This window comes from Aeromonas aquatilis (assembly GCF_054052405.1).
The window spans coordinates 15761-32062 of sequence record NZ_JBSTYP010000054.1 but is presented as its reverse complement, the minus strand read 5'-3'; the positions used below and the strand labels follow the sequence as shown (position 1 = coordinate 32062).

Below are 16302 nucleotides of genomic sequence, written 5' to 3'. Positions count from 1 at the left end.
ATGTCAGCCCGGCGGAGTTTAACAAGAGGTATTGGAGAACTGCTCAGGCTGCTTGATCCGGGACTGTCCGATCTTGTCAGGACACCTCACTGATTAGAGATACAGCAATGCCTAAGCTGTCTACTAATGTTGAGCAGCTGATTAGAGATGCCGCAATGCCTAAGCTGCCTGCTAATGTTGAGCAGATGCTTAAAACTGTTGATGCACTTATTCCACGTGAAATAAGGGAGTATCAAAAGACACTGAAGCAGTTTGAGGATGTAGTTAACAAGCCGTTCTCTGACTTGAGGGAATAATGCTTCATGTAATAGAGAGACTTTACAGATATAGTTATCACCTGACACCGGCCTCAAACCGGTGTTTTTTTTTACGCTACTTTCGTGTTTCGTGCGCCCTTCCTTTGGTATCAATTTCAAGCCATCTTCAACATGCTGTATCCATGACCCCTCCCTGATTACCAGCCCGTTCCCACGCATCCTCTAAAGCCCAATGAGCTCGCCTGGGGAGTGGTCATATCTCTGAATCCGATTGAATCTTGATTAAGTTCAAAACAATCAAATGGAAGTGTATGATTTTTCATGAAAATGTTGTAGTAACTGATGTAGTGTACGCATCTACGTGGGCTGAATAAACTGATGCGCTTTTATACATAGATCCATTTGTGGGTAGGATAGACATGGCAAGAATCCTGATGACCCGTGCTCTTGATGACAACGGCCATATCGTTGATGTCAAAGACGTTGTTAGTGGAAAAGGATGCAATTGCATATGCATCGGTTGTCAGGGCGCTGTCTGGGCAATGAAAGGGCCAATTAAAGCCCATTATTTTGCTCATGAGCCTAATTCAATCGAACAGAACTCCTGTACCTGGAAGCCGGAAACAGAAATACATATCCTGGCTAAAGAGGTTTTAGCAACGGATAGGCAGTTGTTACTGCCTATTGGAACTATAAACCCCATACATAAAAACATAGTCTTTGATGAGATGGTATGTGAGGTTTATGAGGGCAGAGTTATACCTGATGTAATTGGGTTTATCGAGGGAGAGAAGGTTCTCATCGAAGTTGCAGTTACGCACTTTTGTGATCGAGGGAAAATTAAAGAATTAAAAAGGGTGAATGCAACCTGCGTTGAACTTGACCTTAGTGGATTTCGTGTGAAAGGAGAGATAATCTCAAAAGAAGAGATAAGAGATTATCTAAAAAAATGCCCCAAAAAATGGGTGTCTGTGGCCCCTGTTGGCAGCTTCTCCGAAATTATGTATACGCACAATAGACAGTAGTTACTATCTTTACAGAATCAGTATTCATCTTTGAGTGCAAAGCATCATGCAGAGGTTAAAAGGCTTAATGCAGAATACAACGCGATAAAAAATACGAGTCAATCTGAACTAAGTAATATGCAACGAGTAATTCAACAGTCTCGGCATGCAGAAGGTAAGGCTAACGCAATTTTAAAAAGATGGGAGAGAGTATTAAAAGAAAAAGAGTCGTCCATTTTAGAGGCACAGGAAAAGATAATCCTATTGGAAGACCAATACAGAAGCTTTGAAATGGAATTGAAAGACCGTCTCTATCATATACAAGATGAAGTTGATCAAAAGCAAGGCTTACTACGCGACCTTCTTAATTTAGATGAACTTAAGGCAGAGTTTTATTCACAGGTTGATGATATAAATAGAACAATTAAAGCTAAAGAGGCTCAGCTTGATGCTGGTGAAGTCGAAATGCGTAGGCGTTCAGCTTCCTTAGACCTAATACAGAAGAATTTAAATAATAGCCTCATCTCACTACAAGAACGAGAAGAGGCTCTAACAGAAAAATCCAAAGACTTGGCAAGCATCATTGATATTAAATCAAGAGAGCAGGCTCAAGAAATGCTTTCTCAGTGGATAAAAGAAAAAACTAATGGGATAAAAGTGCTGGAGGAAAAGGAAAGAAAGGCAATTAAAGCCATTGATGATTTAAGACGAAAATATGGTTCTTTTATAAAGATTCCATGATCTTATTGTACAGATATAGTTATCACCTAGCTGGTGTACCTTATCCTACCGCCAACTACAGCATTGCCAAGTGTTGTTTGACCCCAAGAGAACCAAACTCCAGAGATGAATTCTGTGACTTATAAAAATTGGACGTATATGCCTCAATGGCCTGGTATTTAAAATGGCGATGTGTTCTTACACATCGCCGCTATGTGAAACGAAAAGACTTCGATAGATTAATATCTATAGCTCATCAAGATCCCTTGAGCACCATCATTCATAATTCCAGGCGCGAACACCAGCTGTTGATCATACGGAGTGGTAAACACGTAGCTAAACCCAGTGGCAATGACCGCACTGGCAATCACATCTCGCCAATAATGGTTATCTGACTCAACACGAGACCAGCCTACCGCTCCAGCAGCAATGTAAGCAGGAAGTCCATAGCTCCAGCCATAACGCATATGCAGATAACTTGCACCACTAAAGGCCCAGGCCGAATGACCAGATGGGAAGCTTTTCGAACCACCATTTGGCCGTGTTGCATCAACCGTATTCTTCAAAATCTCAACAGTAGCTGTAGTTGATACAAAAGAATAACCAAAATCCTTCAACCCTTCATAGTCTTCTTTATACCAAGAGATCCCAGCCGCTATAGCTGGTATTGCAAACTGCCCTATATCACCATAAGTCTCAAATGCACTAGACGCATATGCTGGACTAAAAAAACTACTTATAAAAGCAGTTATATATATTTTGTTTTTCATATAAAGTCCATTTTATGTTTCTTTATCACCACGTTAACCAAAGCGACATTATTATCAACAGCTATTTTTGATAAACATGAAGTGACGCAGAAATAGAGTTTTAACTCTACCTGATATGATTTACAATTGGCTACTTTAAGAACAATATGTCTCTCCGCCAAATGAGTTTAGTACGTTTTATTCGTTATTTGAACAGCCGTTTACAGTGTCGCCCTAGTTCAAGCTCATCTTGGCGTAGTTCATGCCCTTTTATTGCCTCACATTTATCGGCAATAGATTCTATTTTTCTTAAAGCAGCATCTAACATGATATCTAAAGTATTAGATGTTTTTGCTCGTCTGAACTTAATCAGCCAATCAGTTTTTGTCATTCCACACTCTTAACAAGAAGATACGCCATGTCATGTTAACCTAACTAAAAATATATCTATTCACCTCTATGATTAATCGTAATATGTTTACTGACCTTGGATGATTGATACATAACTAGAACAGATATAAATACAAAAAATATTAAGCTGGTACTGGTCACTCCAAATCCCAAGCCGCCATGCTTTTCCGATTGTGATAGCAAGTCACCTATAGATGCCCCCAACGGACGAGTTAACACATAGATTATCCAAAACGTCAAAACTACATTCACTCTAGCAATTAAATAGACAGTATACACAATGGATATAAGCCCACCAAATAACAAGGTAGATCTCATGTATCCAATATCCATACCCTCAGAGACCCAATCTCCCGCTGCGGTTCCCAAAGCAAAAGTCACTAGGATAGCACTCCAGTAGAAGAGCTCTCGCTTAGGTGTATCTATAGAGCGAATTGATAAAGTTTTCTCTTGGGTATACCAGAACCAAAATGTAGCAAGCAGAATAAACGTAAATATGATAGTTGAGACCTCCAATGGAACCCCCATCTGATCGGTTAGGTTATCTGTCACTAGCGTACCAAATATACTAACAAGCACCACAGCTAGCCAATACTTCCAGGGAGTATATTTATCTGCTCGAAGTTGTATCACCAAGGTCGCTAGTAAAATAGAACCCATAAGCATGGATGTTATGGTTAATCCAAGTTTCATATTAAATATCAAGTAGTCAGCAGCAGTCTCGCCTACAGTGGTGGACATCATCTTAATGATCCAGAAGGTGATAGTTACTTCTGGCACTTTATTAAATAAACTCCGTTCTGATATATCTATGTTATTCATATGATGTCCTTACAATGACATTTTACAGTCGTCACTCAACTTTTAATTCGTTATGGATTGCTCGTCTACAATGTTGGAGCTGATCATGTTATCTATGACACAGCTCCAAATTCGAGATCTTTTATAATTATCTATCAGTGTCCAAATCCAAAGTGATTGGATCATTTTGCTTTCTTTTTATGCTAGATATGTACACCAGCACGGCAATCGCTAACAGTAACGTAATTGAAGCCGAATAGCGGTTGAGTTCCAACCCCCCTTTGCTAAGTGGCTTATCAAGAAAGTCACCAACAACAGCGCCGAGGGGGCGGGTGATAATAAAAGCAGCCCAGAACAACAACGTGCGAGAAACCTTAGTCCATAGGTAAGCCGCTACGATAGCTATCAGAATGCCACCAAACACTATTGAGCTGCCCGCATACCCAAATCCGGCATCATCAGCAGTCCAGTCTCCCAGAGCAGTGCCGAGTGTTTGTGAAAACATGATGGTGATCCAGTAGAACATTTCTGTTCTGGGTGACGAAATTAGGCTGGATGATATCTCACCCTGGGCTCGATACCATGCGCCAAACGAACCAAGTAGCAAAAGGAACAGTATTGCTGAGCCGCCAGCATAACCAATACCTAAGGAACGGTCTGCGAAGTCAGCCAGGGTTGTTCCAACAGTCGTGGTTGCAATGATGGTGACCCAATACAGAGTCGGGTTATAGGACTTGGCGGAGATCTGTGCACTGACGGCCACAAAGAAAATGACTGCAAAAATGGCTGTACTTACCAGATAGCCTAGATCCATCGACATAGACACTGCATCTCCACCTGTTTCACCAAGCGTTGTTGCTAGAATTTTGGTGAGCCAAAATGCCAATGTTATCTCGGGCACTTTGCTTACTAATTCGCTCGTTTGGTTTTGCATGGTTCACCCTATCCTGTGGTTAGACGAATTGCCGTCTATCGCAGCATGTTGGGGATTTATTAAGAAAGACTTAAGCAACCTTTCGTCATGATAGAAATATTTTTAGCTGGGTGTACAACAAACTGAGGGGAGTGAAATGGTTACGTCAACAGAGTGGTTTTATTGGGCTTTATTGTCCGCAGTTTTTGCTGCCATGACTGCAATTTTTGCCAAAGTGGGCGTTCAGGGGGTGGACTCTGACCTAGCTACCTTAATCCGAACTGGGATCATCATCGTTGTTTTATCTGCATTTATTGCTTACACAGGCAAGTGGGTCGATCCGTTGGAGTTATCACTTAAAACCTGGTTGTTTCTTGGTCTGTCCGGTCTTGCAACAGGCGCATCATGGGTATGCTACTTCCGAGCACTAAAAATCGGCGATGCTTCTCAAGTCGCACCAGTAGACAAACTGAGTCTTGTCTTAGTTGCTGTTTTCGCATTCACATTCCTTGGCGAACGCCCATCACCCCGAGAGTGGCTTGGTATCGGGCTGGTAGCAGTAGGTGTCCTGCTGCTGGCGTTAAAACGATAACGATCAAAGCAACAGTTAACGTAGCTTGGGAGTCATCCATCCTTCGCTCAAGTACAAGAGCATTTCCAGGCCCGCGCGGTTGTTTGGCTCGCTCTATCCGGCGTTAGAGCAGTTGAGCCACAGGTATGATGGGGACATACGCATCTTAACTATGAGGATTCAGCTATCGAAAGTTGTCTGTATAACAGACATTACTGTCCACCTATTAATGAAATCAACGTTCAAGAATGGAACATTTCTTGAACTGAGAACATCTTAAGACTTTCTTAATTTTGGTGATATAACATACATAAGATAGATGTTTTTGTGACTTAAGTCACGCTTTGGGCGGTAAATGATTAAATGCTGATTAAGCTTCTGTACAGCTTTGTTACTATTCTACCGCAACATGTCGGGACAGGGTGTCTCGCCTATAGATTTATATTTTGAGGCTGTAAATGGAGCTGTTATGCCTTTCATAATAAAAATTAAAATTGTGCCACTTGTTTTTTTGTTAGCATTTTATTTTGCATTCATGCTGAACTGGCGCGGCGTTCTCCATTTTTATGATATCCTCTACAAACTGGAAGACTTTAAGATTGGATTTGCAGTCTCCCTTCCAATTCTGTTAGTTGCGGCACTAAACTTTATTTTTGTCCCATTTTCATTTCGATATTTAGTGAAACCTTTTTTTGCTCTTCTTCTCGTGTTGAGTGCAATCGTCAGCTATACCATGATGAAGTATCGTGTCTTGTTTGATCAAAACATGATTCAGAACATTTTTGAAACAAACCAAAGTGAAGCATATGCCTATTTTAGCTTACCAATTTTGGGATGGGTTACGTTAGCAGGAATAATTCCAGCGGCATCATTGTTTCTTGTTAAAATTGAGTACGAGACAGAATGGTACAAAGGGATCATTCTACGAGTGTTATCCATGATTGCATCCTTATTTATCATTGGAATTATCGCGACATTGTATTATCAGGATTATGTTTCAGTAGGACGAAATAATCCAAATTTACAGCGTGAAATTGTCCCTGCAAACTTTATAAACAGTTCAACGAAATACATTTATAATCGCTATTTTGCAGAACCAATTCCTTTTTCTACTTTGGGAGATGATGCTATACGGGCCATGGACAAAGATAAACCCACCCTAATGTTCCTGGTTGTAGGTGAGACTGCGCGTGGTAAGAATTTCTCAATGAACGGTTATGAGAAGGATACAAACCCTTTTACCAGTAAAGTCGGCGGGGTCATTTCATTTAAAGATGTGCGCTCGTGTGGAACTGCAACAGCAGTATCTGTGCCCTGCATGTTCTCCAATATGGGGAGAAAAGAGTTTGATGCTAATCAAGCTCGCAACAGTGAGGGTCTGCTAGATGTGTTGCAGAAAACGGGGATCTCCATTTTTTGGAAGGAAAACGATGGAGGCTGCAAAGGAGTCTGTAATCGAGTTCCTAACATCGAAATCAAGCCGAAGGATTATCCAAAGTTCTGTGATAAGAACACATGCTATGACGAGGTTTTACTGCAAAACCTGGATGATGAGATCGCTCGGATGAAAGGGGACAAGCTGATTGGTTTCCACTTGATAGGTAGCCATGGCCCAACCTACTACAAACGCTACCCTGATGCTTATCGCCAGTTCTTGCCTGATTGCCCACGTAGCGATATCGAAAACTGTACAGATGAAGAGCTTACAAACACCTATGACAATACCATTCGTTACACCGACTTCGTGATTGCAGAGATGATTGCCAAGTTGAAAACCTACGAAGATAAGTACAACACGGCCTTGATCTACGTCTCTGATCACGGTGAATCACTGGGAGCATTGGGGCTTTACCTGCACGGTACACCGTACAAGTTTGCACCAGATGACCAGACCCGTGTGCCTATGCAAGTCTGGATGTCACCCAATTTTACCAAAGAGAAAGGGCTGGATATGAAGTGCTTGCAGAATAATTCAGCTATCTACCGCTATTCGCATGACAATCTTTTTCCATCTGTTTTGGGACTCTGGGACATTAAAACTAAGGTTTACGACAAGACCTTAGATATATTCAAACAATGTCGAAAAAACTGAATTATGTGTCATGTGTTATTTTTAATAAAACAGTTCTAGTAGAATTGAAGGATTTATCAGGGAGAAGTTATGTTTTCGATAGTCAAAATAAGAGTTGTTCCATTCATTTTATTGTTGGCCTTGGTTTTTTCGTTTTTACTAAACTGGCCAGTTTTGCTCCATTTTTATGACATTCTGTCCAACCTTGAACACTTTAAGGTCGGTTTTGTTATTTCAATTCCTTTTTTACTTGTTGCGGCTCTTAACTTCGTCTTCATGCCATTTTCTATCCGCTATCTGATGAAACCCTTCTTCGCCTTCCTCTTTGTGATGGGTTCTATCGCTAGCTATACCATGATGAAATATCGGGTATTGTTTGATGGTGACATGATCCAGAATATTTTTGAAACAAATCAAAGTGAAGCATATGCCTATGTAAACCTATCTATCATTATGTGGGTTCTGTTTACAGGAGTGCTTCCTGCCATATTAATTTTCTTTGTGAAAATTGAGTATGCATCTACTTGGTATAAAGGTATTGCTCAGAGAGCACTCTCTATGCTGGCCTCGTTAGCAATAGTTGGGGTTATTGCGGCATTGTACTATCAGGATTATGCATCTATTGGCCGCAACAATCAGACTCTAAATCGTGAAATTGTCCCAGCCAACTTTATGTATAGCACCAGTAAATATCTTTATAGACGCTATATGGCTGAGCCTGTCCCCTTTACTACTTTGGGCGATGACGCTACACGAGTAGCGAAAGAAGACAAGCCCACTCTGATGTTTTTGGTTGTTGGTGAAACCGCTCGTGGTAAAAATTTCTCCATGAATGGTTACGAGAAAGAAACTAACGCTTTTACCAGTAAGATTGAGGATGTCATTTCTTTTAACGATGTTCGTTCATGTGGCACTGCTACAGCAGTATCGGTGCCCTGCATGTTCTCCAATATGGGGAGAAAGGAGTTTGATGATAATCGAGCTCGCAATAGTGAAGGGCTACTTGATGTATTGAATAAAACCGGGATCTCCATCTTTTGGAAAGAGAACGATGGCGGATGCAAAGGTGTTTGCGATAGAGTCCCGAATGTCGAGGTCAAGCCGAAGGATCATCCTAAGTTCTGCGATAAAAACACATGCTATGACGAGGTTGTCCTACAAGGTCTTGATAATGAGATCGCTCAAATGAAAGGAGATAAACTGGTTGGCTTCCACCTCATAGGCAGCCATGGCCCAACCTACTACAAACGCTACCCTGATGCTCATCGTCAGTTCCTGCCTGATTGCCCACGTAGCGATATTGAAAACTGTACAGATGAAGAGCTTACAAACACCTATGACAACACCATTCGCTACACCGACTTCGTGATTGCAGAGATGATTGCCAAGTTGAAGACTTACGAAGATAAGTACAACACCGCGTTGATCTATGTCTCCGATCACGGTGAATCACTGGGAGCATTGGGGCTTTACCTGCACGGAACACCGTACAAGTTTGCACCTGATGATCAGACCCGAGTACCTATGCAGGTCTGGATGTCACCAGGATTTACCAAAGAGAAAGGGATTGATACGACGTGTTTGCAGCAGAAAGCTGTTGATACCCGTTACTCACACGATAATATTTTTTCATCTGTGCTGGGTATCTGGGATGTCAAGACATCAGTTTATGAACAGGGGCTGGATATTTTCAGTCAATGCCGTATTACGCAATGAATTTTTTGGGGGCTCTGGCCCCCAATCATCTGTTAAATAGTTAATTTCATTACCATTGCTCGTATGTTTCACGGTTGAAGCGCGGTATAGGGTAATGTCGAAAGAGGAGGATGTAATGGCAAAACCTGGTGCAACTGGGATCACTCGAATCATTCATGCCACCAATTACAGCATGAAGGGACTTTCTTCAGCTTGGAGACATGAAGCGGCTTTTCGTCAGGAACTGCTACTCATTGTGCTGTTGATGCCTCTGGCATTTTTTGTCGGAGATGGTTTAAATCAAATACTACTCCTAATGGTGATCAGTTGGCTGGTTGTGATTGTAGAGATCCTGAACTCAGCTATTGAAGCAGTAGTAGACAGAATAGGGTCAGAGCATCATGAGCTTTCTGGTCGAGCTAAAGACATGGGCTCTGCGGCTGTCTTCATTGCTCTGATGTTGAATGCCATAGTGTGGGGTGCATTGACAGGGCGTAATTTATTAGCCTGGTGGTAGTGTTATCATCAATAATATTTTTAATTATTCATGGCAGCCGCCATAAATGGTGGCTGTTAAATGGGAAATAATAAATGCTAATCATAAGGTGGAACTTTTTATCTGTTTAGCCCGCACCATAGGTGCGAAAATAACCATATTTTATTATGACTGTTTTTCTGTCTTGGTTCTACTCATACGAAAATTGATACTTAGTTAAGTAATGACAACATGAGGTTTGATCCTGTGCATTAAAGCTTGACATGTTTGCAATGCTAATGCGAGTGTCGCTTCTAATAAAATAGTATGTGGGGAAGTAGTAAAACTGGTTTATCTTCGCTGCGAAGCAGCGGAATGTTTAAAAAAGTTTTTTGTTCTCATAATTAGTAAATGGACAGTTTTCAGCATTTTTCAAGTGGCTAAAATGAAAAAAGTTGAAAAAAACTGTCGTGATGTTTTTTTGAACCGAAAGGTGAGGCCCGCAGGCTGCCTAAATTTATAGGCACACCCCATGCCGAATCCGACCAACAAGATTGATAACAGCCTGAACTCCCATCGGGGTATTCAGTAGCTGGGCTGGAGCTACACCACCGAGGCCCCAGGCTGGTCTGTTTAGCCATGACAACGCCTTGGCAGTATCGTTCTTGTTGAGGGATAGTGCCGCATCGAGAGCCTGTACAACGCCGTATACCCTGGCCCCCTGAGAGATTGATAGAGGAGCCCCAATCCTAACTTTGCGAGCAACAGTGCTCCGGCTAATGCCTGCTAAGCGGCATATCAAAACTGCATCGGTACTCATCAATTCAGCCAGTCGATGAATGATGCCAGGCGTAACGCTAGCAACAATCCATAGATGTGCCCCCAACGGGTCACTCGGTATGCCAAGAGAGTCAAATATTGTCTTGGTAGAGGCCGTAGCCTTACCTGGATGATAACTAGCATAGGACATAGTCTCTCCCCTGAATTTGCAATGCGTTATTACCGCATCCTATCTGTTCCCTGTGGCGGTGGCGAGGGGTATGAGGACTGTGTTGGATGAGGCACTGGATGCTGAGGTTGAAGAGCCCCACGCGGGCAGCATCAACTTTTTGTGAATCTCTGGGCATAATTCTGTGCGGGGCCTTTATGAGACCCTGTTTCTGATGTATTGACTATGTTCAAACCATGCTCGCTAGCGCCACTTATTAAGGATAATGTTATGAGCAAAGAACCGTCCGTATATGAACTGAAACAGACTTGGGGGCTCCCTGCTCACGCAAAGATGCTGGGATGGCTACTGCATGACCCCTACAAGGACGAATTCCTCGTTAAGTACGCATCAAATTCTGATATGACGGGTATGTGGTGGGGGTTGAGTCCTGAAACCGCAAAAACTTTTAAAACGCTAAAGAAGGCAACTGCCGTCCTTGAATCATTGGAGCTTGCAGGACGAGCGGTTGTAGCCCCAGCTTTTGATATAGGAAAGCAGATCATCGTTCTCACGGATGATATTGGTGCTGAAAACCCGCTTAGGAACGTGACTCGTTTAATTGAAGAAGCGAAACGTGATGATGCTAATGACTAAGCATCAGGTTGAGAGAAAACTATATGACCATCAATTTTGATTATCGTTGTGGCATCTTAGAGGCAGCCGACACAAAAACTGGCCGAGAATGGTGTTGGTACAAGGGCGATCCCGAGGTTACCAGAACTGAAAATGGCGAGTTATTGAGTTCGATAGGTGTTCCTCTCGGAGCCACTGTTGTCGAGGTGAAAACCCTTATTCGCATGGATACCAAAAAGTAACCAAAAACAGGTTGCATCATATATAGTCAGTCCGCGTATGATAACTCCTATTCTCATCAGATTAGGAGCGTAGCATGCTCGTAAAAGAAATTGTGCCAACAGAACAGGTCGTTGACATTCTCTGTGATGTCTGTGGTCGTAGTACAAAAACGAATTTTGGAACCAATCAATACGGCTCGTTATCGGCGGATTTTGGCTATGGTTCCCGTCACGATGGTGAACGTTACAAGGTGCATCTGTGTGAAATGTGTTTTTTCGGTACACTCGCAACAGTGAGGGAGATGCATCGCGGGGATCATATTTTTGACGATGACTATGAGGCTGCAAACCCAGATGCATTTGGGCGTGATTATTCTAATAGGGAAATAATATGAATAATATGCTCCCATACTCTAGTTTGTGTGGAGAGAAATGGTTCTTATCATCTGTACTGCCGCTAATACGCAAGATTTTTTTTGAGGCTGTTTCACGTCAAGTAATAAAGAGTCACACGAAGTTATAAAGTTGCATACTTAGCAATCAGGAACCAAAAGGTTCTCGTTGCCACGAAGGAGTCGTTGGGGTGCCCCCTTGAACCCGAAATCGAAGTGGTTACCTGTGACTGTTGACTAGCGGCTTTATCTTGTCATAGAATCAAGACATAGGGAGAGTCGCTACCCTGAGTGCGAAGTTGAAAAAAATGCTGAAACCCTGCCTAGTTGCGGGGTTTTTTGCTTTCTGGAGACATGGATGTGTAGTGGCCTAGTCATCCAAGACTACCTCTTAAGTTAAGAGGGGCGAAGTGTCTGGATCCTCAAGGGGCAAATCTAAAATTTCTTATCATCGACTCATTCTGTGAGCCAATGATATTCTCCAATCGGCTCATTTCATGAGCCGATCAAGATCGTTCATCGGCTCATCTGGTGAGGTGGTCTCAACGCTCACTACCACCTATATTAATTTATTAGCTGCACAGTTTCATATAAGATTGGAGCTCGCTCACCAAGCAGATCCAAACGCGATTTCGCTCACGTCTTTTTGAATAATGCTATTTCTATAATCATCTTGGTGCCAAAAACAGTGGTGCTAATGCTGGGGTTGAGAGATAATTTCACTGATATAAAAATGTGATACATGAGGATAAAAATGAACGATTTTTTGAAAACGTTGTTGAATATCCGTAGTCTGCGAGCTGCATTGCGTGAGTTGTCATTTGAGCAGTTGGTCGAGGCTAAAGACAAATTTGACGAAATCTATGCCGAACGTGAGCAGCAAGAGAGCAAAATCAGAGCAGAGTCAGAAGAACGCCTGCAAAAGCTGGCTGAGTTTGCCGAGCTGCTGAAAGACGCTGGCATAGATCCGAGTGAGCTGGTTGGCACTGCCGCTCCGGCGAAATCTGAGGGATCCACCAAAGCCAAACGCGCTCCTCGTCCTGCAAAGTATAGCTACACCGAGGATGGTCAGGAGAAGACCTGGACTGGTCAGGGGCGCATGCCTAAGGCCATTGCGGAAGCTGTGGCGAGTGGTCGAGCATTGGAAGAGTTCTTGATCTAGTGCTGAGAGCCCATGCCAGCTCGGCGTGGGCCTTTAATTCTATTTCTAGTAGGAGCACCGTATGGGGAGGACATTAGAGGATATCATCGAGTCGGAATCATCCGAGGTAGTCCAGAGAGCCAAGGAGCATGCCGAAGAGCTGCGAGTTCGTATCGCTGTGACCAAACTGCTTTCAAATCTCGGGCCTGGTGATGTTCCTGCAATAGATCCCGATGTTCTCGATAGTTTGTTATCACTCAAAAGATTAGTTGAGAGCCATGACTGTCGGTTAAGTCTATTCGTTCATATGCCTGACGGCACACATCATGGCGTCAACATTTAACTAAATAGCGTCATTTGTACACCAATCGCAGCTCTCATCTACCAGATGAAATTAACGCCCCATGGCGATGCTTTTTCAAACTCCCTCGGTGTGCAAGCGGATCTGATAGCGTGTATTGCGTCCGCCACCAGGTAATTTCTCAATGCACCCCCTACCCACCAATTCGGCCAGATGGCGTGTAGCCGTCGCCTTGCTGACTCCGGCGACTTTTTGATATTGGCTGGCGTTGATGCCATTTTCAAAACCTTGTTGGCCGCCATCCAATAAACGGTTAATAACCTTGGTTTGCTCTGGACTCAGACCATCATGACAGTGCTGCAACCAGAAATGTTTTTTGGCAAGAGAACGGTCAATAACCTGTAATGCCAGCTCTAGGTGTAATCCAGTGTGTCGAGGAACCAACAGAGCCAGGATGTGATATCCAGCGTGCCCCTCTGCGCTGACTCAAGCGTCATATAGTAGTCACCTCGCCGCTCTAGAATTGCAACTGACATGGCATACAGACGGAAGCTATGGCTGTCAGCCTGTGACAGCGCGAGATCGGTCAGTGCCCGCGCTAACCGCCCATTGCCATCATCAACGGGATGCAGGGTCAGAAACCAGAGATGGCTGATTGCCGCACGAAGGAGGGGATCCATCGTGGGGTCATGCTGAGTCTGGTTAAACCAGGGGATGAACTCGGCCAGTTGATCGTCCAGAGTTGCTCTGGGCGGTGCCTCAAAATGCACGGTGGGGCGATCTACACGTCCAGAGACAACCAGCATCGGCGCATCTCCTCGCAACTGCCCTACATTCAGCCGCTTCACCGACCATTCGTTGACGGGGAACAACCAACGATGCCATTGGTAAAGCCGCTCAATCGTCAACGGCTGTCCATGATTGTCGATGGCATCCAGCATCATGGCCGCGAGCCCCTCTGAGCGCTCTGATACTGGATAGGACTGAGTTTGTGATCCCCCTAACCGTCTAGCCAGGGAAGAACGCACGGATTGGGCATTGAGACGCTCACCCTCAATAGCGGATGAGGAGATGATGTTAGCCAGTAACGTATCCAACGTTTGGTCGGAGTTCCCCAATCTGGAATGACTACCTATTAGCATTCCCAGCCTGCGTTGAGCATGCCGTAATCTGGGCAATATCTCGCTATCCCGCCAACGAAAATGGGGCCAATCTGCTTGTTGCCAAATCCAAAATGGTTCCATTATTTCCTCATCCAACGTGCTAGGGTCTCAATAATGAGCCGACCCAGCCCATCATTCGGCTCAATGTTTGAGCCGAATATAACACATGCAGCAGAACAGCAGAGCCGGTAATGAGGATGGAGATACAGGCTGAAAATCTCAGGCCGGAGCTAATGAAAAACTCGATTTATTGCTGCTGTGTGGCGCTACAGCAACCAGTAGATAGACAAGGCGGGAACTCATTGTCGTTTCGAATAGATCTTGTGAGCTTGCAGCTTACGCTGCATGAAGCCACGCCCAAGAAAATGCCGTTCGGTTTACTCATTCATATGCCTGACGATACTCACTAATATTGGGATGCCAGTCTAAGCCACCAGAAGAGAAGGATCGAACCACCGAGTAGATTGCCTGCCAGGTATTTCCAAGAGCGGTCTGACAAGAATAAAATCGCCCCCAGTATCGTTATCAGGCCCCAGAGATAGGGCATGAGCAGTACATATAGGCCAGTCAGTGAGTATTCATCGTTAAACCAGTCATAGACAGGCTGAATGAACAGGATCGATGCATTCAAGAGGTGATAGAGCATGAACAACACGAATACCCATGTTCTCTCTGTCTTCACTGCTGCGCTCACTTTAGTTCCCCTTGGAATGGATAGCTGAGTTCAATGACGGTCAAAAATGGCTTGTAGGCAAAGCGCTTGTAGTGTTGAAGAACAAACCAGCTTCTGAAACCGGACGCCAGGCCGTAGAACTTGACTCTTCCAGTCGTGGGGTCAGGGCCAATGTCAGGATAATCGAGACCGAAGTGGTCATATAGCGTTACTTTGATCGTCCCTTTGTAGAAGTCGCCAAATTTTTCATATGTCGTGATTTCCGCCTTGCCTGCCCAGACATCGTTAACCGCAATTGTAAGGCCCTGCACCTTATCCGCCGCAGAGTTGAAGATGGGTAACCGAAAGCCGGAGGTCTTGCTGTATTGCTGCATCAAGTCACTCAGAACAAGCTTGTTCACATCACCATCAAGTTCGGCCAGCTTTGCCTTTACTTCCTTGATAAGGGTATCTGAGAACTTGATCGTGGTCGGGTGAGTTCGCGCTGCTCTCGTCAATGCTTGGTTCCGGTATTCACCCCCATCAGATTTCTCGAACTTGGCGATCATGGCCAGAATGTTCATCTTCAAGTCACCAGTTGCAAACAATGTGGCCATGTTGCGGAAGCTACTAAAGAACACCTTGGGGTCAGTCTTTTCGAGATCACCAATAAAGCCGTCATCTCCCATCTTCCCTACGAACATGGGGATAGCCTTAATCTGCTCTGCTGTCATCGTGCCATAAGTCATATCTTCGGCGGGGCTGCCATCAACGTTCTTACCTGGCTCTCGCTTCGACTTGTAGATGAGCACAGGTACACGATAGGTTGTGGCTGACGTTGTATCAGTTTTTGGCTTGAGAGCAGGAGGAATGGTTTCTGCCTTCGGGCGCTCTTTCTCTGCCGAACCGAACCACATTGTCGGCTTGGCTTGGGCATATGCCGACTTGATGGTCTGCTCAAACCTGGGTGTACCACTCACCGAGATTTTATCTCCCTGGATAGTGCAGCAAGCAAACACATCAGATTGCATCCCCAATATGACCTTCGACCCGTCCTCAAGGCTTCCAGCCACAGGGCCTAGAATGCGCTTGAACTCGTCCTTGGTAAGTTGGCTGATGTCTCTGAGGTCTGGTTTCTGCATGTATAGAGGGCTCGATGAAGAGTAGTGAGAGGATCACTTTATCATTAGTATGCCAATCG

Annotated in this window: 19 protein-coding genes and 1 pseudogene; 11 read left to right on the top strand and 9 right to left on the bottom strand. The window is 44.0% G+C overall.

All coding sequences use genetic code 11. From position 1 onward, the window contains the following. Positions 1-107 precede the first annotated feature (107 nt). From ACW5W8_RS18615 to ACW5W8_RS18605, 3 genes are all read left to right on the top strand, one after another. Positions 108-296 carry a hypothetical protein gene (locus ACW5W8_RS18615; protein WP_498629434.1) on the top strand — a complete coding sequence of 63 codons (189 nt, stop codon included), beginning with the start codon at positions 108-110 and terminating at the stop codon, positions 294-296. 380 nt (positions 297-676) lie between these two features. After that, positions 677-1282, top strand: a complete 606-nt coding sequence (locus tag ACW5W8_RS18610; protein WP_498629432.1) for a hypothetical protein — start codon at positions 677-679, stop codon at positions 1280-1282. Between the two features lie 30 nt (positions 1283-1312). Then, entirely contained in the window at positions 1313-2002 is a 690-nt protein-coding gene (locus tag ACW5W8_RS18605; protein WP_498629430.1) for a hypothetical protein, read from the top strand. A 218-nt stretch (positions 2003-2220) separates the two neighbouring features. Here ACW5W8_RS18605 and ACW5W8_RS18600 read toward each other — a convergent pair whose 3' ends face one another. The 4 genes from ACW5W8_RS18600 to ACW5W8_RS18585 all read right to left on the bottom strand — a co-directional run bounded on the left by ACW5W8_RS18600 (position 2221) and on the right by ACW5W8_RS18585 (position 4876). Beyond that, on the bottom strand, positions 2221-2751 hold the full coding sequence (locus ACW5W8_RS18600) for a phosphatase PAP2 family protein (protein WP_498629428.1): 531 nt from the start codon (positions 2749-2751) through the stop codon (positions 2221-2223). Positions 2752-2935: 184 nt separating this feature from the next. Then, positions 2936-3121, bottom strand: a complete 186-nt coding sequence (locus ACW5W8_RS18595) for a hypothetical protein (protein WP_279486093.1) — start codon at positions 3119-3121, stop codon at positions 2936-2938. A 56-nt stretch (positions 3122-3177) separates the two neighbouring features. Beyond that, positions 3178-3963 (bottom strand): COG4705 family protein, encoded by a 786-nt coding sequence (locus ACW5W8_RS18590; RefSeq protein ID WP_498629426.1) that lies wholly within the window; start codon positions 3961-3963, stop codon positions 3178-3180. Between the two features lie 127 nt (positions 3964-4090). Then, positions 4091-4876 carry a COG4705 family protein gene (locus ACW5W8_RS18585; RefSeq protein WP_479317623.1) on the bottom strand — a complete coding sequence of 262 codons (786 nt, stop codon included), beginning with the start codon at positions 4874-4876 and terminating at the stop codon, positions 4091-4093. A 136-nt stretch (positions 4877-5012) separates the two neighbouring features. Here ACW5W8_RS18585 and ACW5W8_RS18580 point away from each other — a divergent pair, with 136 nt between their 5' ends. The 4 genes from ACW5W8_RS18580 to ACW5W8_RS18565 all read left to right on the top strand — a co-directional run bounded on the left by ACW5W8_RS18580 (position 5013) and on the right by ACW5W8_RS18565 (position 9709). Further along, positions 5013-5447 (top strand): EamA family transporter, encoded by a 435-nt coding sequence (locus ACW5W8_RS18580; protein WP_101324984.1) that lies wholly within the window; start codon positions 5013-5015, stop codon positions 5445-5447. 448 nt (positions 5448-5895) lie between these two features. Next, a complete protein-coding gene (locus ACW5W8_RS18575) occupies positions 5896-7518 on the top strand; it encodes an MCR-3-related phosphoethanolamine--lipid A transferase (protein WP_498629424.1) in 1623 nt (540 codons plus the stop codon). A gap of 69 nt (positions 7519-7587) precedes the next feature. Then, complete coding sequence (locus ACW5W8_RS18570; protein WP_479317627.1) at positions 7588-9213, top strand: MCR-3-related phosphoethanolamine--lipid A transferase; 1626 nt, start codon at positions 7588-7590, stop codon at positions 9211-9213. 115 nt (positions 9214-9328) lie between these two features. Continuing rightward, a complete protein-coding gene (locus ACW5W8_RS18565) occupies positions 9329-9709 on the top strand; it encodes a diacylglycerol kinase (RefSeq protein ID WP_103252529.1) in 381 nt (126 codons plus the stop codon). Positions 9710-10184: 475 nt separating this feature from the next. Here the strand turns inward: ACW5W8_RS18565 and ACW5W8_RS18560 are convergent, their stop codons facing one another. After that, on the bottom strand, positions 10185-10637 hold the full coding sequence (locus ACW5W8_RS18560) for an Xre family toxin-antitoxin system antitoxin (protein ID WP_498629421.1): 453 nt from the start codon (positions 10635-10637) through the stop codon (positions 10185-10187). A gap of 249 nt (positions 10638-10886) precedes the next feature. Between ACW5W8_RS18560 and ACW5W8_RS18555 the strand changes: the two genes are divergently transcribed. From ACW5W8_RS18555 to ACW5W8_RS18540, 4 genes are all read left to right on the top strand, one after another. Further along, the gene (locus ACW5W8_RS18555) at positions 10887-11252 is read left to right on the top strand and encodes a hypothetical protein (RefSeq protein WP_042021557.1); all 366 of its coding nucleotides are present in this window, start codon (positions 10887-10889) and stop codon (positions 11250-11252) included. A gap of 23 nt (positions 11253-11275) precedes the next feature. Continuing rightward, the gene (locus tag ACW5W8_RS18550) at positions 11276-11473 is read left to right on the top strand and encodes a hypothetical protein (RefSeq protein WP_279486086.1); all 198 of its coding nucleotides are present in this window, start codon (positions 11276-11278) and stop codon (positions 11471-11473) included. A gap of 74 nt (positions 11474-11547) precedes the next feature. Continuing rightward, entirely contained in the window at positions 11548-11847 is a 300-nt protein-coding gene (locus ACW5W8_RS18545; RefSeq protein ID WP_279486085.1) for a hypothetical protein, read from the top strand. A gap of 751 nt (positions 11848-12598) precedes the next feature. Continuing rightward, positions 12599-13006 (top strand): H-NS family histone-like protein, encoded by a 408-nt coding sequence (locus ACW5W8_RS18540; RefSeq protein ID WP_498629418.1) that lies wholly within the window; start codon positions 12599-12601, stop codon positions 13004-13006. Positions 13007-13403: 397 nt separating this feature from the next. On the opposite strand, the gene ACW5W8_RS18535 is transcribed toward ACW5W8_RS18540, so the two are convergent. From ACW5W8_RS18535 to ACW5W8_RS18520, 4 genes and pseudogenes are all read right to left on the bottom strand, one after another. After that, positions 13404-13649, bottom strand: coding sequence for a hypothetical protein (locus ACW5W8_RS18535; protein ID WP_498629416.1), 246 nt, complete (start codon positions 13647-13649; stop codon positions 13404-13406). 50 nt (positions 13650-13699) lie between these two features. After that, positions 13700-14230: a Fic family protein gene (locus ACW5W8_RS18530; RefSeq protein ID WP_498629436.1), complete on the bottom strand. Its 531-nt coding sequence runs from the start codon at positions 14228-14230 to the stop codon at positions 13700-13702. A 114-nt stretch (positions 14231-14344) separates the two neighbouring features. Further along, positions 14345-14530 (bottom strand): annotated as a pseudogene (locus ACW5W8_RS18525) (DUF4172 domain-containing protein); the annotation flags it as partial. Between the two features lie 609 nt (positions 14531-15139). Next, entirely contained in the window at positions 15140-16243 is a 1104-nt protein-coding gene (locus ACW5W8_RS18520) for a DUF3289 family protein (protein ID WP_498629414.1), read from the bottom strand. Between the last annotated feature and the right edge of the window lie 59 nt (positions 16244-16302).